The 22,381-nt window shown below is 70.5% G+C and carries 16 protein-coding genes; 5 read left to right on the forward strand and 11 right to left on the reverse strand.

From position 1 onward, the window contains the following. Positions 1-2: 2 nt before the first annotated feature. Positions 3-2,078, reverse strand: coding sequence for a transketolase (tkt, locus tag ACFWBB_RS09290; protein ID WP_385268775.1), 2,076 nt, complete (start codon positions 2,076-2,078; stop codon positions 3-5). A 168-nt stretch (positions 2,079-2,246) separates the two neighbouring features. Here tkt and ACFWBB_RS09295 point away from each other — a divergent pair, with 168 nt between their 5' ends. Continuing rightward, on the forward strand, positions 2,247-3,149 hold the full coding sequence (locus tag ACFWBB_RS09295; RefSeq protein WP_385268777.1) for a helix-turn-helix domain-containing protein: 903 nt from the start codon (positions 2,247-2,249) through the stop codon (positions 3,147-3,149). Positions 3,150-3,655: 506 nt separating this feature from the next. Here ACFWBB_RS09295 and ACFWBB_RS09300 read toward each other — a convergent pair. The 4 genes from ACFWBB_RS09300 to ACFWBB_RS09315 all read right to left on the reverse strand — a co-directional run bounded on the left by ACFWBB_RS09300 (position 3,656) and on the right by ACFWBB_RS09315 (position 8,451). Further along, positions 3,656-5,047 (reverse strand): glycoside hydrolase family 16 protein, encoded by a 1,392-nt coding sequence (locus ACFWBB_RS09300; protein ID WP_385268779.1) that lies wholly within the window; start codon positions 5,045-5,047, stop codon positions 3,656-3,658. A gap of 171 nt (positions 5,048-5,218) precedes the next feature. After that, complete coding sequence (locus ACFWBB_RS09305; RefSeq protein WP_385268781.1) at positions 5,219-6,475, reverse strand: Ig-like domain-containing protein; 1,257 nt, start codon at positions 6,473-6,475, stop codon at positions 5,219-5,221. A 752-nt stretch (positions 6,476-7,227) separates the two neighbouring features. After that, positions 7,228-7,986 (reverse strand): IclR family transcriptional regulator, encoded by a 759-nt coding sequence (locus tag ACFWBB_RS09310; RefSeq protein ID WP_385268861.1) that lies wholly within the window; start codon positions 7,984-7,986, stop codon positions 7,228-7,230. Positions 7,987-8,025: 39 nt separating this feature from the next. Next, positions 8,026-8,451, reverse strand: coding sequence for a MarR family winged helix-turn-helix transcriptional regulator (locus tag ACFWBB_RS09315; protein WP_385268863.1), 426 nt, complete (start codon positions 8,449-8,451; stop codon positions 8,026-8,028). Between the two features lie 282 nt (positions 8,452-8,733). Between ACFWBB_RS09315 and ACFWBB_RS09320 the strand changes: the two genes are divergently transcribed. Genes ACFWBB_RS09320 through ACFWBB_RS09335 form a run of 4 tightly spaced genes read left to right on the forward strand, consistent with a single transcriptional unit; the run spans position 8,734 to position 12,573 of the window. After that, entirely contained in the window at positions 8,734-9,651 is a 918-nt protein-coding gene (locus ACFWBB_RS09320; RefSeq protein WP_385268783.1) for an SDR family NAD(P)-dependent oxidoreductase, read from the forward strand. Between the two features lie 47 nt (positions 9,652-9,698). Next, a complete protein-coding gene (locus ACFWBB_RS09325; protein ID WP_385268865.1) occupies positions 9,699-10,574 on the forward strand; it encodes an amidohydrolase family protein in 876 nt (291 codons plus the stop codon). 12 nt (positions 10,575-10,586) lie between these two features. Further along, positions 10,587-12,092: a long-chain fatty acid--CoA ligase gene (locus tag ACFWBB_RS09330; RefSeq protein ID WP_385268785.1), complete on the forward strand. Its 1,506-nt coding sequence runs from the start codon at positions 10,587-10,589 to the stop codon at positions 12,090-12,092. A 25-nt stretch (positions 12,093-12,117) separates the two neighbouring features. Further along, positions 12,118-12,573 carry a MaoC family dehydratase gene (locus ACFWBB_RS09335; protein ID WP_385268787.1) on the forward strand — a complete coding sequence of 152 codons (456 nt, stop codon included), beginning with the start codon at positions 12,118-12,120 and terminating at the stop codon, positions 12,571-12,573. A gap of 96 nt (positions 12,574-12,669) precedes the next feature. Here the strand turns inward: ACFWBB_RS09335 and ACFWBB_RS09340 are convergent, their stop codons facing one another. The 6 genes from ACFWBB_RS09340 to ACFWBB_RS09365 are packed head-to-tail and all read right to left on the reverse strand — an operon-like array spanning position 12,670 to position 22,309. Next, the gene (locus tag ACFWBB_RS09340) at positions 12,670-14,352 is read right to left on the reverse strand and encodes a histidinol-phosphatase (RefSeq protein WP_385268789.1); all 1,683 of its coding nucleotides are present in this window, start codon (positions 14,350-14,352) and stop codon (positions 12,670-12,672) included. A gap of 19 nt (positions 14,353-14,371) precedes the next feature. Next, on the reverse strand, positions 14,372-16,219 hold the full coding sequence (locus ACFWBB_RS09345) for a LamG-like jellyroll fold domain-containing protein (RefSeq protein ID WP_385268791.1): 1,848 nt from the start codon (positions 16,217-16,219) through the stop codon (positions 14,372-14,374). Between the two features lie 39 nt (positions 16,220-16,258). Next, the gene (locus ACFWBB_RS09350) at positions 16,259-19,186 is read right to left on the reverse strand and encodes a glycoside hydrolase family 2 TIM barrel-domain containing protein (protein ID WP_385268793.1); all 2,928 of its coding nucleotides are present in this window, start codon (positions 19,184-19,186) and stop codon (positions 16,259-16,261) included. After that, positions 19,183-20,046, reverse strand: a complete 864-nt coding sequence (locus ACFWBB_RS09355; protein WP_385268795.1) for a carbohydrate ABC transporter permease — start codon at positions 20,044-20,046, stop codon at positions 19,183-19,185. The genes ACFWBB_RS09350 and ACFWBB_RS09355 overlap by 4 nt, the downstream gene beginning before the upstream one ends. Before the next feature lie 14 nt (positions 20,047-20,060). Next, complete coding sequence (locus ACFWBB_RS09360; protein WP_385268797.1) at positions 20,061-21,023, reverse strand: carbohydrate ABC transporter permease; 963 nt, start codon at positions 21,021-21,023, stop codon at positions 20,061-20,063. Next, positions 21,023-22,309: an ABC transporter substrate-binding protein gene (locus ACFWBB_RS09365; protein WP_385268799.1), complete on the reverse strand. Its 1,287-nt coding sequence runs from the start codon at positions 22,307-22,309 to the stop codon at positions 21,023-21,025. The genes ACFWBB_RS09360 and ACFWBB_RS09365 overlap by 1 nt, the downstream gene beginning before the upstream one ends. Positions 22,310-22,381 lie beyond the last annotated feature (72 nt).

The raw sequence follows: 22,381 nt of genomic DNA on the forward strand, positions 1-22,381 counted from the left end.
GATCAACCACGCGCTGCGGCAAGGGATTCCCTGGCCGCGGCGGCGACGTTCTCGGCGGTGAAGCCGTACTCGGCGAACAGGGTCCCGGCGTCGGCGGAGGCGCCGAAGTGCTCGAGGGAGACGATGCGTCCGGCGTCCCCCACGAACCGGTACCAGGTGAGGCCGATGCCCGCCTCGACCGCGACCCGGGCCCGCACCGACGGCGGAAGGACGCGGTCGCGGTACTCGCGCGGCTGCTCCTCGAACCACTCCACGGACGGCATCGACACCACCCGGGCGCCGATCCCCTCGGCCTCGAGCGCCTCGCGCGCGGCGACGGCGAGCCGCACCTCGGAGCCGGTGGCGATCAGGACGACGTCCGGGGCCCCGGTCGAGGACTCCGCCAGGACGTAACCGCCCTTCGCCGCGTCCGGGTTCGGCGCGTACGTCGGGACGCCCTGCCGGGTGAGGGCCAGACCGTGCGGGGCGGGCCGGGTGGCGTGCCGCCTCAGGATCTCGGCCCAGGCGATCGCCGTCTCGTTGGCGTCGGCCGGGCGGACGACGTTCAGTCCGGGGATGGCACGCAGCGAGGCCAGGTGCTCCACCGGCTGGTGGGTGGGGCCGTCCTCGCCGAGACCGACGGAGTCGTGGGTCCACACGTACGTCACCGGCAGCTGCATCAGCGCCGACATCCGGACGGCGTTGCGCATGTAGTCGGAGAACACCAGGAACGTGCCGCCGTAGATACGGGTGTTGCCGTGCAGCGCGATGCCGTTCATCTCGGCGGCCATCGAGAACTCGCGGATACCGAAGTGGACCGTACGGCCGTAAGGACCGGCCCCGGGCAGCGGGTTGCCCTCGGGGAGGAAGGAGGAGGCCTTGTCGATGGTGGTGTTGTTCGAGCCGGCCAGGTCGGCGGAGCCGCCCCACAGCTCGGGCAGGACCGCGCCGAGCGACTGGAGCACCTTGCCCGAGGCGGCGCGCGTGGCGACCGGCTTGCCGGGCTCGAACACCGGCAGGGAGTCCTCCCAGCCGTCGGGCAGCTGGCCGGCCAGGACCCGGTCGAAGAGCCGGGCGCGCTCGGGGTGGGCGCCGCGCCACTTGTCCAGCTGCTTGTCCCAGGCCGCGTGGGCCTCCGCGCCCCGGTCGAGGGCGCCACGGGTGTGGGCGAGGACCTCGTCGCCGACCTCGAAGGTCCGCTCCGGGTCGAAACCGAGGAGGCGCTTGGTGGCGGCGACCTCGGCCGCGCCGAGGGCCGAGCCGTGGGAGGCCTCGGTGTTGCGGGCGTTGGGCGCGGGCCAGGCGATGATCGTGCGCAGGGAGATGATCGAGGGGCGCCCGGTCTCGGCCTGGGCCGCCTTCAGGGCCGTGTACAGGGCGGGGACGTCGACGTCGCCGTCCCCGGTCGGCTCGACGCGCTGCGTGTGCCAGCCGTAGGCCTCGTACCGCTTCAGCACGTCCTCGGAGAACGCGGTGGCGGTGTCGCCCTCGATGGAGATGTGGTTGTCGTCGTAGACGAGGACGAGGTTGCCGAGCCTCTGGTGGCCGGCCAGGGAGGAGGCCTCGGCGGAGACGCCCTCCTCCAGGTCGCCGTCGGAGACGATCGCCCAGACGGTGTGGTCGAACGGCGACCCGTCGACCGGGGCCTCAGGGTCGAACAGACCGCGCTCGTAGCGGGCGGCCATCGCCATGCCGACGGCGTTCGCCAGGCCCTGGCCGAGCGGTCCGGTGGTGGTCTCGACGCCGGCCGTGTGCCCGTACTCGGGATGGCCGGGCGTCTTCGAGCCGTGCGTACGGAAGCTCTTCAAGTCCTCCAGCTCCAACTCGTAGCCGGAGAGGAAGAGCTGGGTGTAGAGGGTCAGCGAGGTGTGCCCGGGGGACAGGACGAAGCGGTCGCGACCCGTCCACTCGGGGTCCGCCGGATCGTGTCGCATCACCTTCTGAAAGATCGTGTACGCGACCGGCGCCAGGCTCATGGCGGTTCCGGGGTGGCCGTTGCCCACCTGCTGCACGGCATCCGCCGCGAGCAGGCGGGCGGTGTCGACGGCACGCCGGTCAATTTCGGTCCACTCGAAGTTGTTCGGTGTCTGCGTGCTCATCTTCAAGAAATCCTCGATGGGAGCGGGTCAGCTGCTCTGGTGTGTTCAAACCTAAAAGTCTGACTTTTACGGGGGAAGGTCTCCCTGTGTCAGCCTGTGGTGAAAGTGGGACACCCGCGGGCGACACATGAGCGCCACGGGGCGGCAACTGGGCGGTACGAGAAGGACATGGTGGACACAAGTACCCAAGACGGCGCCGGTGAGGGCATCAGGACCTTTCCTTTCCCCGTCGAACACAGCGTCGGCGGCGTCGGCATGCAGGTGGGCCCCATGGGCGCCGACCGCACCTGGCACACTGATGCCCCGCTGGACCGCGTCCACCGCATCGACTTCCACGTGGTGATGCTCTTCGACGACGGCCCCGTCCGCCACATGATCGACTTCGCCGAGCACGAGGCGGCGGCCGGCGACGTGCTGTGGATCCGCCCGGGCCAGGTCCACCGCTTCTCGAAGTCGAGCGAGTACCGCGGAACGGTCCTGACCATGCAGCCCGGCTTTCTGCCGCGCGCCACCGTCGAGGCCACCGGCCTGTACCGCTACGACCTGACCCCGCTGCTGCGTCCGGACGGGCCGCAGCTCGCGGGCCTGCGCGCGGCTCTGACCCATCTGCGCGGCGAGTACGACGACGGCGGCGCCGACGGCACCCTGCCCCTGAGCCTGCACACGGCGGTGCTGCGCCACTCCCTGAGCGTGTTCCTGCTGCGCCTTGCGCACCTCGCGGCGAGCAGCGCGGAGGCGGCGCGCCGCCAGGCCGACACCACGTTCACGCTCTTCCGGGACGCCGTGGAGCGGGACTTCGCCACCAACCACAGCGTCAGCGCCTACGCCGACGCCCTCGGTTACTCCCGCCGCACGCTCGTGCGCGCGGTCCGCGCGGCCACCGGCGAGACACCCAAGGGCTTCATCGACAAGCGGGTCGTCCTGGAGGCGAAACGGCTCCTGGCCCACACGGACCTGCCGATCGGCCGGGTCGGGGCGGCGGTCGGCTTCCCCGACCCGGCGAACTTCTCCAAGTTCTTCCAACTGCACACGGGAAACACCCCGGTGGCCTTCCGCGCGGAAATGCGCTGAGGCGACCGGGGTGCGCTTGGGCCACGGGGGTGTCGGGCCCGGGTGGTGCGGGTGTCAGGTTTGGACGGCGTCCCGGGTGTCCCGGGCGTTTTCGGCGCCCTGAGCGCCCTGGGTGAAGTAGTGGCCTTCGTCCAGGTCGGCGCCAGGTCGTCCTGGCGGCCCGCGCCGACGACCGCGGCCGCCTGGTGTCCGCTTTCCGCAGGGCGGCGCGCACGCACCTCACGGGCGGCCTCGCGCCACCGGAGCAGACCAACCGCTGACCGCGGCGGCGCCGTGTCACGGACGGCGCCGCTACGCGGCCTGCTCGTGGTGAAGCCACGCAGGGTGAGGCGTTCGACGAGCAGGGGGAGCAGGGGGAGCAGGGGGAGCAGGTCGCTGGGGGCCGGAGGTCCGTCGGGCCGGGCGCGGAGACGGACCTCCGTGCCCGTGGCGGAGTGCGTCATGGCGGCGACGCCAGGGGCTGACGTGTACGTGAAGGTCAACCGCCCAGCGTGCGCGGCCGTCGATCAGTGGCCGAAGGTGAGCCAGTTGACGTTCACGAAGTCCGCCGGCTGGCCGCTGGTGAAGGTCAGGTAGACGTCGTGGGTGCCGGTGACGGAGCTGATGTTCGCCGGGATCGTCCGCCAGCTCTGCCAGCCGCCGGTGCTGGCCACCGCGAAGCTGCCGACGGGCGTGGCGGTACGGCTGTCGAGGCGTACCTCGACCAGTCCGCTGACCCCGCCCGCCGCACCGCTGGCGACCCGCGCGCCGAACTGGGTCGCCGCCGTGGAACCGAAGGTGACGCCCTTGTACAGCGCCCAGTCGCCGTTCGCGAGGGAGCCGATGTCCTGGCCGCCGCCCGTGTCGGTCGTCGTCTCGGTTGCGGTGCCGGACTGGCTGTCGTAGGACTCGGCCTGGATCGTGCCGTAGGCGTCACGGCTGCCGGACGGCGGAGGCGTGGTACCGCTCCCACCGCCCGCGGCCTGGAGCACCTGCACGTAGTCCACCACCATCGGGTGGCCCGGCTCGGTGGCGCCGTCCAGACCGCCGCCGAGGGCGTCCGGGAAGGCGCCGCCCATCGCGACGTTCAGGATGACGAAGTAGCCGTGGTTCGTGGCGTTGGTCCAGGTCGTCGCGTCGACCTGGTTCGCGGTGACGGTGTGGTAGTTGACGCCGTCGACGTAGAAGCGGATCGCCTCGGGGCTCACCGAGCGGTCCCACTCCATCGCGTAGGTGTGGAAGCCGGACTGGCAGGTCGTGTTCGGACACGCGACGGAGTTGCCGATGCCGGTGGTCTCGTTGCACGGGCCGCCCGGGTTGGTGCCGCAGTGCATCGTGGCCCACACCTTGTTCAGGCCCTGGACGTTCTCCATGACGTCCAGCTCGCCGACGCCCGGCCAGTTCTGGTAGTTGCCGCGGTAGGGCGCGCCGAGCGCCCAGAACGCGGGCCAGTAGCCCTCGGCGGCGGTGCCGGTCACGTTCGGCATCTGGATCCGTGCCTCCACCCGCAGCTTGCCGCCGGACGGGGGCTGGAAGTCGGTCCGCTTGGTCTCGATGCGGCCCGAGGTCCAGTTGCCCGCGGAGTCGCGCAGCGGGGTGATGCGCAGGTTGCCGTTGCCGTCGAGTGAGACGTTGCTGGTGCTGTTGGTCATCGTCTCGACCTCGCCGGTGCCCCAGTTGGCAGGTCCGCCCGGGTACGAAGTCCCGGTGCTGTACTGCCAGTCGGTGCTGTTCACCCCGGTGCCGGCGGCGCCGGTGAAGTCGTCGAGGAAGACCTGCGACCAGCCGGTCGGGGGCGTGGGCGCGGAGGCGTTCGCGGGCAGCGTGACGGCTGCCGCGGCGGCGGCCGCCAGGCCGAGTGTGCTGAGCACGGCGACGAGCGCGCGTCGCCGTCTGGGTATGCCGGAGGTTGCGCTCATGGGAGGGATGCCTCTCGGGTACGGAGTGATGGGCGCGGGTGGCTTCGAAAGCCTTTGAGAGCGCTCTCAAAGTGGGCCCAATGTGCTCTCCGTCCCGGAGGCCGTCAAGACTTAAAGCAAGGAAAGTCCTTCCTCTTCAAGGAAGTTCAGGGCTTGAACCACGCAAACGTGCTAAAGCGCGCTGCCCGCCCGCCAGTCCGCCCAGGACAGGTTCCAGCCGTTGAGGCCGTTGGCCGCGTCGACGGTCCTCTCGTCCGAGTTCTTCACGATCACCACGTCGCCGAGCATCGAGCTCGCGTAGAACTCGTAGCCCGCGACGGAGCTGTCGTTCGCGCTCTTGGCGTCGTGCAGGCCGACGCAGCCGTGGCTGGTGTTCCGACTGCCGAACACCGAGGTCGAGGCCCAGTAGTTGCCGTGGATGAAGGTGCCGGAGGTGGTCAGACGCTGGGCGTGCGGCACGTCGGAGATGTCGTACTCGTCGCCGAGGCCGACCGTGGAGGACTCCATCCGGGTCTGCTTGAACCGCTCGCTGATCACCATGATCCCGGACCAGGTGGTGTGGTCGGAGTCGCCGCCGGAGACCGGGTAGGTGGCCAGGGTCGCCCCACCCCGCTCGACCACCATCTCCTTGCTCTTCAGATCCACGGTGCTGATCTGTTCGCGGCCGATGTGGAAGGTGACCTCCTTCGACTGCACGCCGTAGACACCATCCGTTCCCTCGACGTCCTTCAACCGCAGACCGAGGGTGATCGTCGTCCCGGCCGCCCAGTACGTCTGCGGCCGGAAGTCCAGACGGGTGTCGCTGAACCAGTGTCCGACGATCTCCACGGCCGGCTCGGCGGTCACCGTGATCGCCTTCTGCACGGCGGCCCGGTCCGACACGGCGTGCGAGAAGTTGATCGAGACCGGCATGCCCACGCCGGAGGTGGAGTCCGCCTCGGGCGTGAAGTAGCCGACGAAGGTCTCACCCGGGGACCTGGTGGTGAAGGTGGCCGTCTGTGCGTCGGCGCCCGCTGCCTGGGCGGTGACCGTGTACTTGGTGCCGGAGTAGGGGTTGGCCGTGGACGTCCACCTGGTCCCGGCCCGGTCGAGGGAGCCGGCCAGCGTCGAACCGTCGTTGCCCGTCACCCTCACGGAGGTGAGAGTGCCGTTTGTCACGGTGACCTCGACGGGACTGGTGAAGGCGGCCTTCTTGGTGCCGTCGGCGGGGGTGACCGAGATCACCGGCTGTTCGGCGGCGGGCGAGGCCTTCGTGGACGCGGAACCCGGCGCCCCGGTCGCCGCCGTGTTCTCCGAGGCGTCCGCCGACCCGGAACTGCACCCGGTCAGCGCGACGGCCGGGACGGCGCCCAGCACGCCCAGGATCCCGCGCCGGGACCATCCCTCCGACCGCTTCTCGGACCGGTTCGATATGTGCGACACGCCCACGGCACGCCTTCCTGAGTTGTCCACCTTTGCGCGTGCATCCTGCGCCTCCCAGATGGGGCGATCCTTTGAATTTCCGGGTCGCAACCTGAGATTCCAGTGAGGACGACCTGCGGTGGGGTGGCTGTCTTCGTTGTGCGGGGACCCGTTCGCGGGCTGCGTCGGCCGTCATCGGGTGGGGTGGCTGTCTTCGTTGTGCGGCGTCCCGCTTGCGTGCTGCGCCGGCCGCCACCCGGCGGGTGGCTCACTGCACCGTGTTGCGCCCCGTTCGCGCGCTGTGCCGGCCGCCACCGGCCCACGACACCTACCGCCCTTGCGGCCCCGCGCCCACGACCCCGACCGCCTGCCCGCCCCGGCCCGCGACGCGGGGGCTCACCCTGATCGGTCCCGGGGCTGCGTGCGGACGCGGCACACGGTCGTCGAGCATCTCGCCGAGCTGGGGGCTCACCCCCCTGACCGGTCCGGGGCCGCGAGGCTCACCGGGGCCAGTCCCGTGGCTTGTGGTGCTCACCCTGGCCGGCCAGGCGGGCTACGGTGCTCACCCTGGTCGGCTTCGGCACACGCCGGTCGGCCCGGGCTGCGCGACTCACTCGGGTCGGCCCTCGGGCCGGGGGTGTGCCCCGGCCGGCCTCCGGCTGCGGCGCTCACCTGGGTCGGCCCCACGGGTCGTGGGCTCGGTGACGCTCCGGTTGTGGGGCCTGCCCGGGTCGGCCCCCGGCTGTGGGGCCTCCAGGGTCGGTGCCGGGCGGCGTTGCTCAGCCGGGGCGGCTCGCCGGCTGCCAGCCCAGAGCCCGGGAGATTCCGCGGGCCGCGAGACGTACCGCCGGTGCCAGCACCGGGACCTGCGCGTCGGCGTGCGGGACGACGACCGACACGGCGGCCACCACCGCACCGCCGGGACCACGCACCGGAGCGGCAACCGACAGGGCGTCGTCGGTGACCTGACGGCTGCTCACCGCCACGCCCGCTCGCCGGACTTCGGCCAGGACCCGGCGCAACCGCACCGGATCGGTGATGGTGTGGGCGGTGTAGGAAACCAACGGTCGAGCACAGTAGGCCTCTTGCAGCACGGTGTCGCCGTGCGCCAGCAGCGCGAGCCCCACGCCGGTGACGTGCAGCGGCCAGCGAGCGCCGACCCGGATGTGCACGCCGACCGCCGAACGTCCCGACAGCCACTCGGTGTAGACGACCTCGGAACCGTCCCGCACCGCCAACTGCACGTTCTCGTGCGTGGCTTCGTACAGGTCCTCCAGGTACGGCAGCGCGACCTGCCGCAGCGCCAGACCGCGCGGGGCCAGCGCCGCGACCTCCCACAGCCGCAGCCCCACGTGGTACACGCCGGACGGGTCCCGCTCGAGGGCGCCCCAGTCGGTCAGGGCGCTCACCAGCCGGTGCGCGGTGGTGAGCGTCAGCCCGGCGCGGCGGCTGATGTCGGTCAGGGACAGTGCGGGGTGCGTGTGGTCGAACGCGGCGAGCACGGCCAGCAGCCGGCCTGGCGCGGAGCGGGCGGTCATGCCGAGGGCGCCCTGGTCCATCGGGTCCTCCTCACGGCATCAGCCGAGTCCGTCCTCGGCGATCCGCCGCAGCAGCGTGTGCAGCGCGTCCCGTTCGGCCGGGTCGAGGGGGTCCAGCAGCTCGTTCGTCACCCGCAGGCCCGCCTCGTCGGTGCCGCGCAGGAACGCGCGGCCGTCCTCGGTGAGAACGACGATCCGGCTGCGGCGGTCGTCCGGGGACGGGCGGCGCTCGGCGAAGCCCAGCTTCTCCAGATCGTCGACGAGGCCGACGATCGCGCTGGGGTCGTAGCCGAGCCGTGCGCTCAGCTCGCGCTGGAGGGCGCCTTCGGAGGTGGCGAGGAAGCGCAGCACCGCGTAGTGCCGCAGCCGCACCCCCGACTCCTGGAGGAACGTGTTGAACAGCTGACCCGAGCGCAGCCCCAGGCGGTACAGCAGATATCCCGTGTCCGCGTGCAGCGCGCGCATCCACGGCTCGTCCACGTCGATCGGGGCGGCGTTCACTGCGTTGTCCTGGCGGGCGATGGCGGGCTCCCTGGGTTCGGTCCCCTTCCGGGGTGGTGCGTCGTACAGATTGCAGCAGATTCCAGCATGACGTACCTGTCGGGTGACAACAACTATTGACGTCGACAATTATTGCTCTTAGCTTCGATCTCGTAGTCGCACCTCCGCACCTCCGCACCTCCGCACCTCCGCACCTCCGCACCTCCGCACCTCCGAACTCAGCACCCCATGTGAAGGGACACCGTCGTGCCCAGCATCGATCTCACCGGCAAGGTCGCCGTCGTCACCGGCAGCGGCCGGGGCCTCGGCCTCGCCTACGCCCATGCCCTGGCCGCCCGCGGCGCGTCCGTGGTCGTCAACGACGTCGACGAGACCGTGGCCGAACAGGCCGTGAAGTCCCTCGTCGAGGCCGGCGGCAGGGCGGTCGCCGAGGTGGTCCCGGTCGGCACGACGGAGGCCGCCGACCGGCTGGTGAGCCGTGCCGTGGAGGAGTTCGGCCGGCTCGACATCCTGGTCACCAACGCGGGCATCCTGCGCGACAGGGTGCTGTGGAAGATGACCGACGACGACTTCGACGCGGTGATCGCCACGCACCTCAAGGGCACCTTCACCTGCGCCCGCGCCGCCGCCGTGAGGATGCGCGAGCAGGGCGAGGGCGGCACGCTGATCCTCGTCGGCTCACCGGCCGGCCAGCGGGGCAACTTCGGTCAGACGAACTACGCGGCCGCCAAGGCCGGCATCGCCGCCTTCGCCCGCACCTGGTCGATGGAGCTGGGCCGCGCGGGCATCACCGTGAACGCGATCGTCCCGGTCGCCGCGACCGCGATGACCGAGACCATCCCCGCCTTCGCGCCGTACGTCGAGGCGCTGAAGAACGGCGAGCCCTTCCCGGACTTCCTGCGCAAGGGCGAGGGCTTCGGCACCCCCGAGGACTGCGCGGCCCTGGTGCCCTTCCTGGCCTCCGAGGCCGCCCGGGGCATCACCGGCCAGGCCATCGGCATCGGCGGCGACAAGGTGGCACTCTGGTCGCATCCGCAGGAGATCCGCGCGGCCTACGCCGACGGTGGCTGGACGCCCGAGGCCCTGGCCGACGTCTTCCCCACCTCGGTCGGTGCCGAGCTCCAGACGGTCGGCATCCCGGCCCCCAAGTTCCCGGAGGCGTGATGAGCCCCTCCACGACCCCCTCCGCCACTCCCTCCACGACCCCCTCGATGAACGTCGACGAACTGGTCGCGATCGACGTCCACACCCACGCAGAGGTGTCCTCCAAGGGCCACTCCTCGCTGGACGACGACCTGCACGACGCCTCCTCCGCCTACTTCAAGGTCGAGGGCAAGCGGAAGCCCACCCTGGAGGAGACGGCCCGCTACTACCGTGAGCGGAAGATGGCCGCCGTGATCTTCACGGTGGACGCCGAGTCCGCGACCGGCACCGCGCCGGTCCCGAACGAGGAGGTGGCCGAGGCCGCCGCCGCCAACGCCGACGTCCTCATCCCGTTCGCCTCCATCGACCCCTTCCGGGGGAAGGCGGGCGTGAAGCAGGCCCGGCGCCTGGTCGAGGAGTACGGGGTGAGGGGCTTCAAGTTCCACCCCAGCATCCAGGGCTTCTTCCCCAACGACCGCTCGGTGGCCTACGACCTCTACGAGGTGATCGAGGAGACCGGGACCATCGCCCTGTTCCACACCGGTCAGACGGGCATCGGCGCCGGAGTCCCGGGCGGCGGCGGAATCAGGCTCAAGTACTCCAATCCGCTGCACGTGGACGACGTGGCCGCCGACTTCCCGCACCTCAAGATCATCCTGGCGCATCCGTCCTTCCCCTGGCAGGACGAGGCTCTCGCCGTCGCCACGCACAAGCCGGGCGTGCACATCGACCTGTCCGGCTGGTCGCCGAAGTACTTCCCGCCGCAGCTCGTGCAGTACGCGAACACACTGCTGAAGGACAAGGTCCTCTTCGGCTCCGACTTCCCCGTCCTCACCCCCGACCGCTGGCTCGCCGACTTCGACAAGCTGACGATCAAGGACGAGGTGAAGCCGAAGATCCTCAAGGAGAACGCCGCCCGTCTGCTCGGGCTGACCACACCGTAAGGGGCGTGGAAGATGCGCAACGAGGGACTGGGGTCCTGGCCCGCTCGCCGGGCCCGCAAGACCCCGCACCGCACCGCCCTGGTCCACGGTGAACAGTCGACGGACTACCGCACCCTGCACACACGCACCACGCGCCTGGCGCACGCCCTGCGCGCCCGGGGCGTGCGACGCGGCGACCGCATCGCCTACCTCGGCCCGAACCACCCCTCCTACCTGGAGACCCTGTTCGCGGCCGGAACCCTCGGCGCGGTGTTCGTCCCCCTCAACACCCGCCTCGCCGGCCCCGAGATCGCCTACCAGCTCGCCGACTCCGGCGCCAAGGCGCTCGTCTACGGCCCCTCGCACGCGGGCCTGGTCGCCGGGCTGCCCGGGAACACGGACGTCCGCACGTACGTCGAGGTCGGCGCCGAGTACGAGGAGGCGCTCGCCGGGGCCTCCGACGAGCCGATCGACACACCGGTCACCCCCGACGACACCTGCATCATCATGTACACCTCGGGCACGACCGGCCGTCCCAAGGGCGCCATGCTCACGCACGGCAACCTCACCTGGAACGCGGTCAACGTCCTCGTCGACACCGATCTGACCGCCGACGAACGCGCCCTGGTCTCCGCGCCGTTGTTCCACACGGCCGGCCTGAACATGCTCACCCTGCCGGTGCTCCTCAAGGGCGGCTGCTGCGTCCTGGTCGAGGCCTTCGACCCGGAGGCCACCTTGGGCCTGATCGAACAGCACCGGATCACCTTCATGTTCGGGGTGCCGACGATGTTCGAGCAGGTGGCCCGGCATCCGCGCTGGGCGGACGCGGACCTGTCCAGCCTGCGGATCCTGACCTGCGGCGGCTCCCCGGTGTCGACGCCGCTGATCGCCGCCTACCAGGAACGCGGACTCACCTTCCTCCAGGGCTACGGCATGACCGAGGCGTCCCCCGGCACGCTGTTCCTGGACGCCGAGCACTCCGTCAGCAAGGCGGGCTCGGCCGGCGTCCCGCACTTCTTCAGCGACGTACGCGTCCTGCGCCCCGACCTCACACCCGTCGAGGTCGGCGAGACCGGCGAGGTCGTCGTCCGCGGGCCGCACGTCATGCCCGGCTACTGGGGGCTGCCCGAGGAGACGGCAGCCTCCTTCGCCGACGGCTGGTTCCGCAGCGGGGACGCGGCCCGGGTCGACGAGGACGGATACGTGCACATCGTCGACCGCATCAAGGACATGATCATCTCGGGTGGGGAGAACATCTACCCCGCCGAGATCGAGGACCTGCTCCTCGCCCACCCCGACATCGTGGAGTGCGCGGTCATCGGCGTGTCCGACGACAAGTGGGGCGAGGTGCCGCGCGCGGTCGTCGTGCCCCGTGAGGGCGTTTCGCTCGACCCCGACGAGGTGCTGGCCTCGCTGGCCGGGCGGCTCGCCAAGTACAAGATCCCCAAGTCGCTGGTGGTGGCGGACGAACTCCCGCGCACCGCCTCCGGAAAGCTCCTGAAGTCCCGGGTGCGCTCCCGGTTCGGCACCGACTCCTGAACAACTCTCCCGTGAGGAACGGCATATGAGCATCACCGTCAACGGTCTCGACGAGCTGAAGAAGCTGGCCGGGAGCGATCTGGGCACCAGCGAGTGGATCGAGGTGACCCAGGAGCGCATCGACACGTTCGCCGACGCGACCGGGGACCACCAGTGGATCCACGTCGACCCCGAGCGGGCGAAGGAAGGCCCCTTCGGCGCTCCCATCGCCCACGGGTACCTCACCCTCTCCCTCTTCATCCCGCTGTTCACCGAACTACTGGACGTCCAGGGCGTCACGACGAAGGTCAACTACGGGCTGAACAAGGTGCGGTTCCCCTCGCCGGTCAAGGTCGGCTCGCGGATCCGTCTGACCGGGAAGCTGACCGAGGTCGAGGAGGTGCCGGGCGGGGTGCAGATCACCGTCGACGGGGCCATCGAGATCGAGGGGGGCGCGAAGCCTGCGGCAGTGCTGCAGAGTCTGTCGCGTTTCTATGCGTGAGGTGCTCTTCGTAGCGCTGTAGGGGCTGACGTCCTGGGGAGCTGCGGACCGGTTGTGGCCGGTCGCGCAGTTCCCCACGCCCCTTTCGGGGGAGCCTCAGCTCACGACGTCCACGAAGATCGGGTTGGCGTAGAACCAGGTGTCGGCCCACGGGTCGCCGTTGCCCGGCTCGTGGGGGATCGGGCCGTGGGGGTCCACGGAGGCGCCCAGATAGCCCGTGCCGTTGCGGTTGCCGTCGCTGCCGCGCAGGCGGAGGTAGCAGGACTCGTCGCCCACGGTGACCGGGACGCGCAGCGTGTAGGTCCCCTTGCGGCCGCTCACGTCCTTCGTGTGGACGACCTTCGTGTCGGGGGCCCGCCAGGCGTCGCGGTCGGGGACGGCACCGCGCACCGCGCCCCGGATCACGTCCACATGCGCCAACTCGGGCAGGATTCCCTGGGGGTTGGGCCGGGAGGCGCTGGTGACGGTGATGTCCAGGGTGAGCTTCTCGCCCTTGCGCACCCGCAGCCGGCCGCCGAGCGTGACGCCCCGTCCGTTGCCGTGCTCCCGTCGCAGCCGGACCTCCAGGCCGTCGAGCAGATGCCCGTGGTCCAGCCAGACCCGTCCCTCGCGCAGACCTGTCATCACCGCGCGGTAGCCGTAGCGGGTCACGCCGACGTGGGTGCGGCTGAACTGGCCGGGCCAGAAGTCGCTGCCCGGCTGCGGGGTGTCGGTGTTCACCGGGTCGGGCAGCCGGCCGGTGTTGTCGAAGTTCTGTCCGGCGGGCCAGTCGCCGTTCCTCCAGGTGTCGAAGACGGTCCGGTGGTTGTCGGAGTTGGTGGTGATCGAGAACAGCCGGCCCTCGGCCAGCATCGAGTCCCACAGGCCGCCCACCGTCGCGGTGGCCCAGTCGAAGCCGCCGTACGTGAGGTAGGCGTCCGCCGGGTAGCCCGCCCAGGACTGGGCCGACGGCTTGTTCTCGTACTCGCCGCGGATGGACGTGGCGCCGCGCCGGCCGGGGAGCGCCGCCCCCTGGGCGCCGGGCGCGCCCTCCATGCCGATCATGATCTCGGGGGCCGCGTCGCGCCAGCCCCGCATCTCGTGCGGGGAGTCGATGCCGAGCCGCAGCGGATGGTTGGCGAGGACGAGGACGTCGTCGACGTAGCCGGTGCGGCGCTGCTCGGCCAGCCACTTGATCGCCTCGACGGCGTGCGCCTCGTTGCGGGCGGTGTCGGCCGCACCGGCGGCTCCCTCGGTGTAGCCGAGCAGCTTGCCGTCGTAGGCGAGCTCGAACCTCGTCAGCAGGTCGACCTCGTGCGGACCGGGCGCGGCGAACACGGTGCAGTGTTCCGCGGCCGGGATGTACCACTCCAGGCCCTGGAAGATCAGCTGGCGCGGGTTCGCGGCGCGGGCTCCGAGGATCTCCTTGTGCTCCAGCGCGGCGCCGTACCGGGCGTGCCCGAAGTTGGAGTGCTCGTTGAACACCATCCAGTCGAGGCCGTACCGGGCGGCGGCCCGGGCCTGCTGGGAGAAGGTGTACTTCGCGTCATGGCTGTAGACGGAGTGGACGTGGTGGTCGCCCACCAGGTAGGCGAGGCGTGGGTCCTCGCCCCCGTAGCCCCGGCCGGTGGCGGCGACGGCGGGGGCGGCGACGGCCGGGGTGGCCGCGCCGCCGAGGGCGAACGCGGCGCCGAACAGGCCGGCCCGGCGCAGGAGTCCGCGCCTGGACACGCCCTGGGCGTCGAGGTCGGCGGGTGAGACGGACGGATCGGCCCAGGCGGGCAGCTGCTGCTCGGTCACGGTGATCCTCGTGAGGGGTTCAGTGGTTCATGAAGGAGGCGACGGGCAGCGCCCGCGCGACGATCCGGACGTCGCCGAGACGGCCGTGCAGGATCTGGTCGATCTGTCCGCCGTACTCGTAACCGCCGAGCAGCCACGGCAGCCCGACGGAGGTGACGCCGACGGCCGCCGCCTTCGGGTTGCGCACCACCGGACAGCCCTCGACATACAGCGTGGTGTGCCGGCCGTCGTTGACGACCGCGACGTGCCACCAGGTCTCCAGCGGGGTCTCCTGTCCCCAGTTGGTGGCGATGCCCTGCTGGTTCAGCGGACGCATCGCCCACTGCGGTTCCCGGTCGTTGGAGAGGGAGAGGGTGGCGAGCGGTTCGTCCGGGTCGTCGCCGGACCTGCCCGCGGCGCCGCCCGTGCCGGTCCGGCTGACCAGGCCCGACCAGGCGTGGTGCGAGGGATCCCAGTCGGCGGGGAGGCGGTAGAACGCCTCGATGGTGTAACCGTCCTCGAAGGTCGCCGAGTTGAGCGGAGCGCCGTCGACCGTACGCAGGTAGGCGCCCTTCAGCGGGGACTTGTATCCCTGGAACTCCAGGCTGCCGTGACCGGGTTGGTCGGGGTGGTGGTCGGCCGACCAGGTGAGTGCGCCGCCGCCCACCGTGACGAGGCTGAGGTCGTTGCCGCGCCCGGACAGGTCACGGACGGTGCCGCCGACCGCCGTACCGTCGGCGTGGCCGTCGAAGCGCCAGTAGGCGACGGTGTCGCGCACCAGCACCTTCGCCACGGGCCGGGCGGCGCGCGCGGGCACCGGGTCGAAGCCCGCGAAGCGCTCGGCGAAGTCGATGCCGACCGTGAACCGGTCCGCGTCGCCGCTCAGTTCGATCTCCTGCCGCTCCAGCTCGTTGAGTCCCCTGGCGGCCCGGCCGAGGATCCACGGGGAGACCGTCTCCACGTCGATGACGTTCCGGTCGAGGTCGAATCGGTAGAGGCGGATCATCGCGGCGCCGCCGAAGTACCGGTTCTGATAGTTCGTCAGGTGCAGGTGGACGTCATGTCCGGCCGCGTTTTTCCGCGTTGCCCGGCCGGCGGGCCAGTAGTGGCCGTTGAGGGTGAGGAAGATCTGGTCGTGGTCCTCGATCAGCCGGTCCCACAGCTGCTGCCCGTATGACGACAGGGAGTCGTCCTCGGCGACCAGTTCGTGCGTGGTCAGGACGACCGGTGTCCTCGGGTGCCGGGCGAGGACACCGGCGGCCCAGATGTACCCCTTGTCCGACAGCCGCCAGTCCAGCGCCAGCACCATCCACTCCCGGCCGCCCGCCCGGAACAGATGGAAGGTGTTGTAGCCGTCGGGGGAGGCCCCGCCGAACGTGGGCTTTCCCCGGAAGCGCTGGGGACCGAAGGCGTCCAGGTACGGGGTCGCGCCGCGCTGGTCGGTCGTCGACGACTTCACGTCGTGGTTGCCGGCCAGCACGCTGTAACCGATCCCGCGCCGGTCGAGCAGCCCGAACGCCGCGCTGATCGCGCTGACTTCCTCCCTCGCCCCGTTCTGGGTGAGGTCGCCGAGGTGGGACAGGAACACGAGGTTCTCGGCACCGCCTTCATCGCCTCGATCGAGCAGAAAGCGCAGGGACGCCTCGACCGGTGCCTTGTCGATGTTCGGGCCGTCGAAGAGGTACTGCGTGTCGGGCATGACGGCGAGCGTGAACCGGCGGCTGTCGGGGTCCGGGCGCCGCTCGGCGGAGGCCGCCCCGGCGGTGGCCGGAGTTGCGAGGCCGGCCGTGGCGGCCGCACCGAGCAGCGCGGTGGCCCGGAGGAAACCGCGTCTTCCGGCACCGGCCTGCGCGGCCTCGCCCTGTTCGTGGGCATGCGAAGTACACACGTGTGCTCCGTAGGGAAGTCCGTTGCTGGGAAAGGGGGTTCAGAGGACGCGCAGGGTCCAGCTCCAGCGATGGACGCCCGGTGCGACGAGATAGGAGGGAAAGGTGTCGGGGCCGCACGACGCGGTGCCGAGGCCGCGGTGTGCCGCGTCGAGATGCACCACGCAGCCGGCGCGCGGGACGAGTTGGTCGTGGTGGGTGACGGCGGTCAGGTCCTCGGCGCGGTAGCGCGTGACGGAGACCTGGCGCGGCTCGTCCAGCGCGACGGCGAGGCCCGTGGCGTCCGGTGCCGAGAGCGTGAAGCTCCGCACACCGTGCCGGCCGCCGCTCTCCTGCGGACGCAGATACGGGGTGAACAACTCGTCGACCCCGGCGCGGTGATGGCCCACCGGGGCGCCTGCGCAGCGGTCGGGGTACGACTCCCAGGGGCCCTGTCCGAACCACTCCAGCCGGTCCAGTCCCGGCACCGTCTCGAAGACCGAGCCGACGCGTGCCACGTCGTCGAACTCCGGCGGAAGTTCGGCCTGTTCGTCGATCCGGAGGCCGCCCTCGACCGGTGTGAAGACCTGCCGGTGGCGGACGACGCCGGTGGTGCCCGCGTACTCGGCGAGCACGCTCACCCCGTCGCCCTCCTGGTGTACCGACACCAGCTTGCGCACGAGGGCGTCCAGGCCCCAGGTCCGCCAGCGCAGCGCCATACCGCCCAGCTCGTCGTTGTCGGTGGGTGCCCGCCACAGCGACAGCGCGGGCGCGGCGCTCAGCAGGGGGTGGACGAGGAGTCCGTCGGCGTCGATCTCGACACGGCCGGAACCCGCGGCGACCTCGACCGGCACCGGCGCCCGCAACCGCACCTGCGGCGCGCACACCTCGGTGCCCCGCGGGGCCCACGGCAGATCCTGTGCCGTCGTGACCCGCAGCGTCAGCCACGCCTCGCCGCCGTCCTCCGGCAGCACGAACGGCAGCGGCAGCACGGCCGTCCCGCCCGGGCGCAGCTCGGGCAGCTCGGCAGGGGCGGTGAGCGTCCCGCCGTGCGCGAGCGACAGCTCCCACTCGGCCGTGAGCCACTCCAGGCCGCGGAAGTGCTGGTGGTTGGAGAGGATGACTCCCTCGGAGCCGACGCCCTGGAGCCGTACCGGGGCGGCGAGTTCGCGGTGCTCGTACATCACCGGCTTCGGGGTGCGGTCCGGGAAGACGACGCCGTCCGCGATGAACGCGCCGTCGTGGTCCTTCTCGCCGAAGTCGCCGCCGTAGGCCCAGCGGTATCCGGGCGCGGCGACACCGTTGTCATAGAGTCCGGCGCCCCCACGCCCGACCGGTCTTCCGTCGTTCACACGCTGAAGGATGCCGTGGTCCCAGAACTCCCAGATGAACCCGCCCTGAAGACCCGGGGTGGCCTCGATGGCGGCCCAGTGGTCCGCCAGCGTGCCGTTGCTGTTGCCCATCGCGTGCGAGTACTCGCACTGGATGAGCGGCTTGGTCTGCGCCCCGGACAGCGCGTGCGCCACGCAGTCCTCCAGGGGCGCGTACATCGGGCAGGCGATGTCGGAGGCCACTCCAGGATCGGCCCAGCCGCGCTTGGCGGCCCCCTCGTACTGCACCGGCCGGGTCGGGTCGTGCCGGCGCACCCAGCCCGCGGCCGCGTCGTGGTTGGCGCCGTAGTCGGACTCGTTGCCCAGCGACCAGATGATCACCGACGGGTGGTTCTTGTCCCGCAGCACCATCCGCGAGACCCGGTCGACGAAGGCGCTCAGGTAGCGCGGGTCGTCGGCGATCTCGTGGGCGTGGTCGTGCGACTCGATGTCCGCCTCGTCGACGACGTAGAAACCGAGTTCGTCGGCGAGGTCGTACAGCCCCGGGTCGTTCGGATAGTGCGCGGTGCGGATCGCGTTGAAGCCGAAACGCTTCAGCAGTACCAGGTCCGCGCGCATGTCCTCGGACGACACCGTCCGCCCCGTCAGCGGGTGGAAGTCGTGCCGGTTCACCCCCCGGATGAAGACCCGCTCGCCGTTGACCAGCAGATCCCGGCCGACGATCTCCACATCGCGGAATCCGACCCGGTGGCGGGAGGTGTCGGCGACGGTGCCGTCGGCGCGGTGCAGCCGGACCGTCAGGCCGTACAGCTCGGGCGTCTCGGCCGTCCAGGTCCGCACCCCGGGCACCCGCGCGCGCAGGCGTGCCTCGCCGAGGAAGTCGGAGACGCGCTCCTCCTCGGCGTTGGCCAGGTCGAACTCGGCGTCCCGCGTCAGCGGCAGCCCGTCCAGCTCCCCGCTGACGTACCACCCCTCGGGCAGCGCCCCGCCCGCGTCCCGCACCAGGCAGTCGACCCGCAGCCCACCGTCGCGCGCCGCCCGGACGGTCACGTCGGCCAGGCGAAGCGGGTCGGTGGCGTACAGCAGCACCGAGCGGGTGATCCCGCCGTGCCACCACTGGTCCTGGTCCTCGATGTGCGAGGAGTCCGACCACTTGACGACCGTCAGCCGCAGCACGGACCGGCCGCCCGGGCGTACGACGCCCGACAGGTCGAACTCGGCCGCCAGATGCGAGTCCTTGGAGATGCCGACAGGCCGTCCGTCCACATGCACCAGCAGCACGCTCTCGGCGGCCCCGACCTGGAGCACGATGCGGCGCCCGGCCCACTCGGCGGGGATTTCGACCTCCCGCTCGTACACACCCGTCGGATTGCCGGCGGGCGACAGGGGCGGGAACTGCGCGTACGGCATACGGATGTTCAGGTACTGCGGAAGGTCGGCAGCGCCCTGGATGGTCTGCATGGTCCATACGCCGGGCACGGCCGCCGTCGACCAGGGACCGCCGACCGGCGCGTCCGGAGCGGACAGCAGCTGAAACCGCCAGTCGCCGTCCAGGGAGTGTGCTCCGGAGCGCCGGTCGACGGCGTTCATGGGCAGCCGTCCCCACGAGGTCACCTCGGGTGCCTCCCAGGGGCGGAGCGTCAGCAGCGGATCCGTCACTTGATCGCTCCCTTCGCGAGGTCGCCGATCATCTGGCGGGCGCCGATCGCGAACACGACGAGCAGGGGGACGAGGGCGAGCAGTGCGCCGGTCATGACCATTCCGTAGTCCGTGGTTCCGTGAGTGCCGTTGAGCTGGGACAACGCGACCTGGAGGGTCACGTTGTCCGGGTTGGTGAGAGCGATCAGGGGCCAGGCGTAGTCGTTCCACTGGCCCATGAAGGTGAAGATGCCGAGGAAGGCCAGGCCGGGCCGGACCACCGGGAGGGCCACGTGCCAGTACTGGCGCGGGAAGTTCGCGCCGTCGATGCGGGAGGCGTCGAGGAGTTCGTCGTGGATCGCGCCCTTCATGTACTGGCGCATCCAGAAGATGCCGAACGCGTTGGCGGCCGCCGGCACGATCAGCGCCGTCATCGAGCCGATCCAGCCGAGCTTCGCCATGATGACGAACTGGGGGATGGCCTGGAGCTGCGCCGGGACCATGAAGATGAACATGAGCAGCACGAACAGCAGCCGCTTGCCCGGGAACTCGAACTTGGCGAAGACGAAGGCGGCCAGCGAGTCGAAGAACAGGACCAGGAAGGTCACCGATCCCGCCACCAGCAGCGAGTTGACCATCGACCCGAAGAAGTCGATGTTGTCGAAGAGGCTGCGGAGGTTCTCCAGGAAGTGCGTGCCCGGCAGCAGCTTGGGCGGGTAGGAGAAGATCTCCGACGACGTGTGCGTCGACATGATCACGGCCCAGTAGAACGGGAAGGCCGAGAGCAGGACGCCGACGACGAGGCCGGCGTGCAGCGCGATCCCCCTGCGGGCCGTCCCGTCGATCCTCTGGGTACGCCGGGTTCCTTGGATGGATGCCATGGTGTGCGGGCCTCCTAGTCTTCGCCCCGGCGCTGCACCAGCCGCCAGTTGATGATCGAGAAGAGGACGACGACGAGGAAGATGCCCCACGCCACGGCGGCGCCGTAGCCGAAGTCGTTGTTGTCGAAGGTCTGCTGGAAGAAGTAGAGGACCATCGTCCGGCCGGCGTGGCCCGGACCGCCCGAGAACGTCGAGTCGTTCGAGGTGTTCTGGAGCAGTACCTGGGGCTCGGAGAAGCTCTGCAGACCGGTGACCGTCGACACGACGAGCACGAACAGCAGCACCGGCCGCATCATCGGCAGGGTGATCCGGAAGAAGGTCTGCACCGGCCCCGCACCGTCCATGCGCGCCGCCTCGTACAGCTCGCCCGGGACGGTCTGGAGTCCGGCGAGGAAGATGATCGCGTTGTAACCGGTCCACTGCCAGGTCATCAGCGTCGCGATGGCGATCTTGATGCCCCACGGGGTGTTCAGCCAGGCGATCTGGTCGAGACCGATCGCCTGGAGGAAGGCGTTCACCAGGCCGAAGTTGGTGGAGAAGACCGAGCCGAAGATGATCGCGATCGCCACGACGGAGGTGACGTTCGGCAGGAAGTAGGCGACGCGGTAGAGGTTCTTGAAACGGACCGCCGAGTTCAGCATCACGGCCGTCACCATCGCCAGGAAGATCATGGGGAAGGTGGCCAGCGCCCAGATGACGATCGTGGTCCCGATCGAGCTCCAGAACTCCGAATCGCTCAGCAGGTATTGGTACTGGGACAGCCCCGCCCACTCCATCGAGCCGAGGCCGTCCCAGCGGTGGAAGGAGAGGTAGAGCGAGAAGCCGACGGGGATCAGGCCGAAGCAGAAGAAGAGCAGGTAGAAGGGGGAGATCGCGGCGTAGAGGTGCCAGTACTTCCTGAAGCCCTGGCGGGGGCGGGTGACGGGGACGTCCGCCACGACCGCCGGGGGCTTCTCCAGCGTGGGGAGGGTGGCCATCAGTAGCTCACCCCCAGGTGCTTCGCGATGCGCCGGCATTTGCTCATGGCGTCACTCCAGGCCTGCTTCGGGTCCTTGCCGAGGACGCCGACGTTCTTGATCTCGTCCTTGACGGGCTGCCCGAGCGCGACGTCGAACGGGCTGTTGTAGGCGACCACGATCTTCTGCGCGGCCGGACCGAAGACGTCCATCGTGACCTGACCGCCGAAGAACTCGTCCGGCTCGCGCACCTGCTTCAGGTCGTACGAGGCGGGGGTCGAGGGGAAGAGGCCCGCGTCCACGAACCCCTGCGCCTGGTTCCCCGCGTCGAGCATCCAGCTGATGATCTGGAACGCCCGCTCGGGTTCCCGGCACGCCTTGGTGACCGACAGGAAGGAACCGCCGTTGTTGGAGGGCCGTACGGGCATGTCGGCCACCCGCCAGCGGCCCTTGGTCTTCGGAACGCCGTTCTTCAGGTCGCTGGTGGCCCAGGAGGCGCCCAGCTGACTCGGCAGCTTGCCGTCCTCGACGGCCGACAGCTGGTCCGGGGTGCCGTTGACCAGGTTCGACACGATCTTGCGCTGCTTGGCCTCCACGGCGAGCGCCCAGGCGTTGCGCACATGCTCCTGGTCGCCGATGAAGTGGCGGTCCTTGTCGACGTACCGCGCGCTGCCCTGCTGGACCACGTTCTCGAAGACGCTGTTGACGTCGGTGAGCAGGGAGGTCCCCGGAATCCGCTGCCGGAGCCGCTCGCCCGCCGCGAAGAACTTCTCCCAGGTGTCGAGCTCCTTCGACACGTCGGCGGGCTCGTAGGGCAGGCCCGCCTTCCGGAAGACGGCGTACTGGTAGAAGTGCGCCACCGGCCCGCAGTCGATCGGGAAGCCGACCATCGTGCCGTCGTCCGCCATGCCCTGCTCCCACTTCCAGGGCAGGTACCCGGACCTGTACTTCTCCGCGCCGAGCGTGCGCAGGTCCACGAACTGGTCGGCGTTGGGCAGATAGGACGCCATGTCCTCGCCCTTCAGGCCCGCGATGTCGGGGACGTGGGCGCGGCCCGCCATCGTGGTGATCAGCTTCGACCGGTAGTAGCCACCGATCTTGATGGCCTGCAGGTCGACCGAGCTGTCGTAGCGGGCCCTGGCGTTCTTGACGACCGTGTCGCCCAGGCCTCCGTCCCAGTACCACAGGACCATGTTCCGGCCGGTGGAACCGGTCGGAACGGCACAGCCGGACGCCAGGCCGCCGAGCGCCGTGGCGGCCGAACCGGCCAGGCCCGCACGGAGCAGGCCTCTACGTGAGAGCCGCACAGCTCCCACCGCCTTTCGGATCTGTTCGCGTCTTCGCGGACGGGGTGCAATTCGAGGGGCATGCGTGAGGTT

This window comes from Streptomyces sp. NPDC060000, from assembly GCF_042737375.1.
Classification (GTDB): domain Bacteria; phylum Actinomycetota; class Actinomycetes; order Streptomycetales; family Streptomycetaceae; genus Streptomyces.

Excerpts from the sequence above, each read along its gene's own strand:
- ACFWBB_RS09300 (WP_385268779.1), bottom strand. The coding sequence starts at position 5,047 with ATGAGCGCAACCTCCGGCATACCCAGACGGCGACGCGCGCTCGTCGCC.
- ACFWBB_RS09310 (WP_385268861.1), bottom strand. The coding sequence starts at position 7,986 with ATGACCGCCCGCTCCGCGCCAGGCCGGCTGCTGGCCGTGCTCGCCGCG.
- ACFWBB_RS09295 (WP_385268777.1), top strand. The coding sequence starts at position 2,247 with ATGGTGGACACAAGTACCCAAGACGGCGCCGGTGAGGGCATCAGGACC.
- tkt (WP_385268775.1), bottom strand. The coding sequence starts at position 2,078 with ATGAGCACGCAGACACCGAACAACTTCGAGTGGACCGAAATTGACCGG.
- ACFWBB_RS09315 (WP_385268863.1), bottom strand. The coding sequence starts at position 8,451 with ATGCGCGCGCTGCACGCGGACACGGGATATCTGCTGTACCGCCTGGGG.
- ACFWBB_RS09360 (WP_385268797.1), bottom strand. The coding sequence starts at position 21,023 with ATGGCCACCCTCCCCACGCTGGAGAAGCCCCCGGCGGTCGTGGCGGAC.
- ACFWBB_RS09355 (WP_385268795.1), bottom strand. The coding sequence starts at position 20,046 with ATGGCATCCATCCAAGGAACCCGGCGTACCCAGAGGATCGACGGGACG.
- ACFWBB_RS09335 (WP_385268787.1), top strand. The coding sequence starts at position 12,118 with ATGAGCATCACCGTCAACGGTCTCGACGAGCTGAAGAAGCTGGCCGGG.
- ACFWBB_RS09330 (WP_385268785.1), top strand. The coding sequence starts at position 10,587 with ATGCGCAACGAGGGACTGGGGTCCTGGCCCGCTCGCCGGGCCCGCAAG.
- ACFWBB_RS09325 (WP_385268865.1), top strand. The coding sequence starts at position 9,699 with ATGAACGTCGACGAACTGGTCGCGATCGACGTCCACACCCACGCAGAG.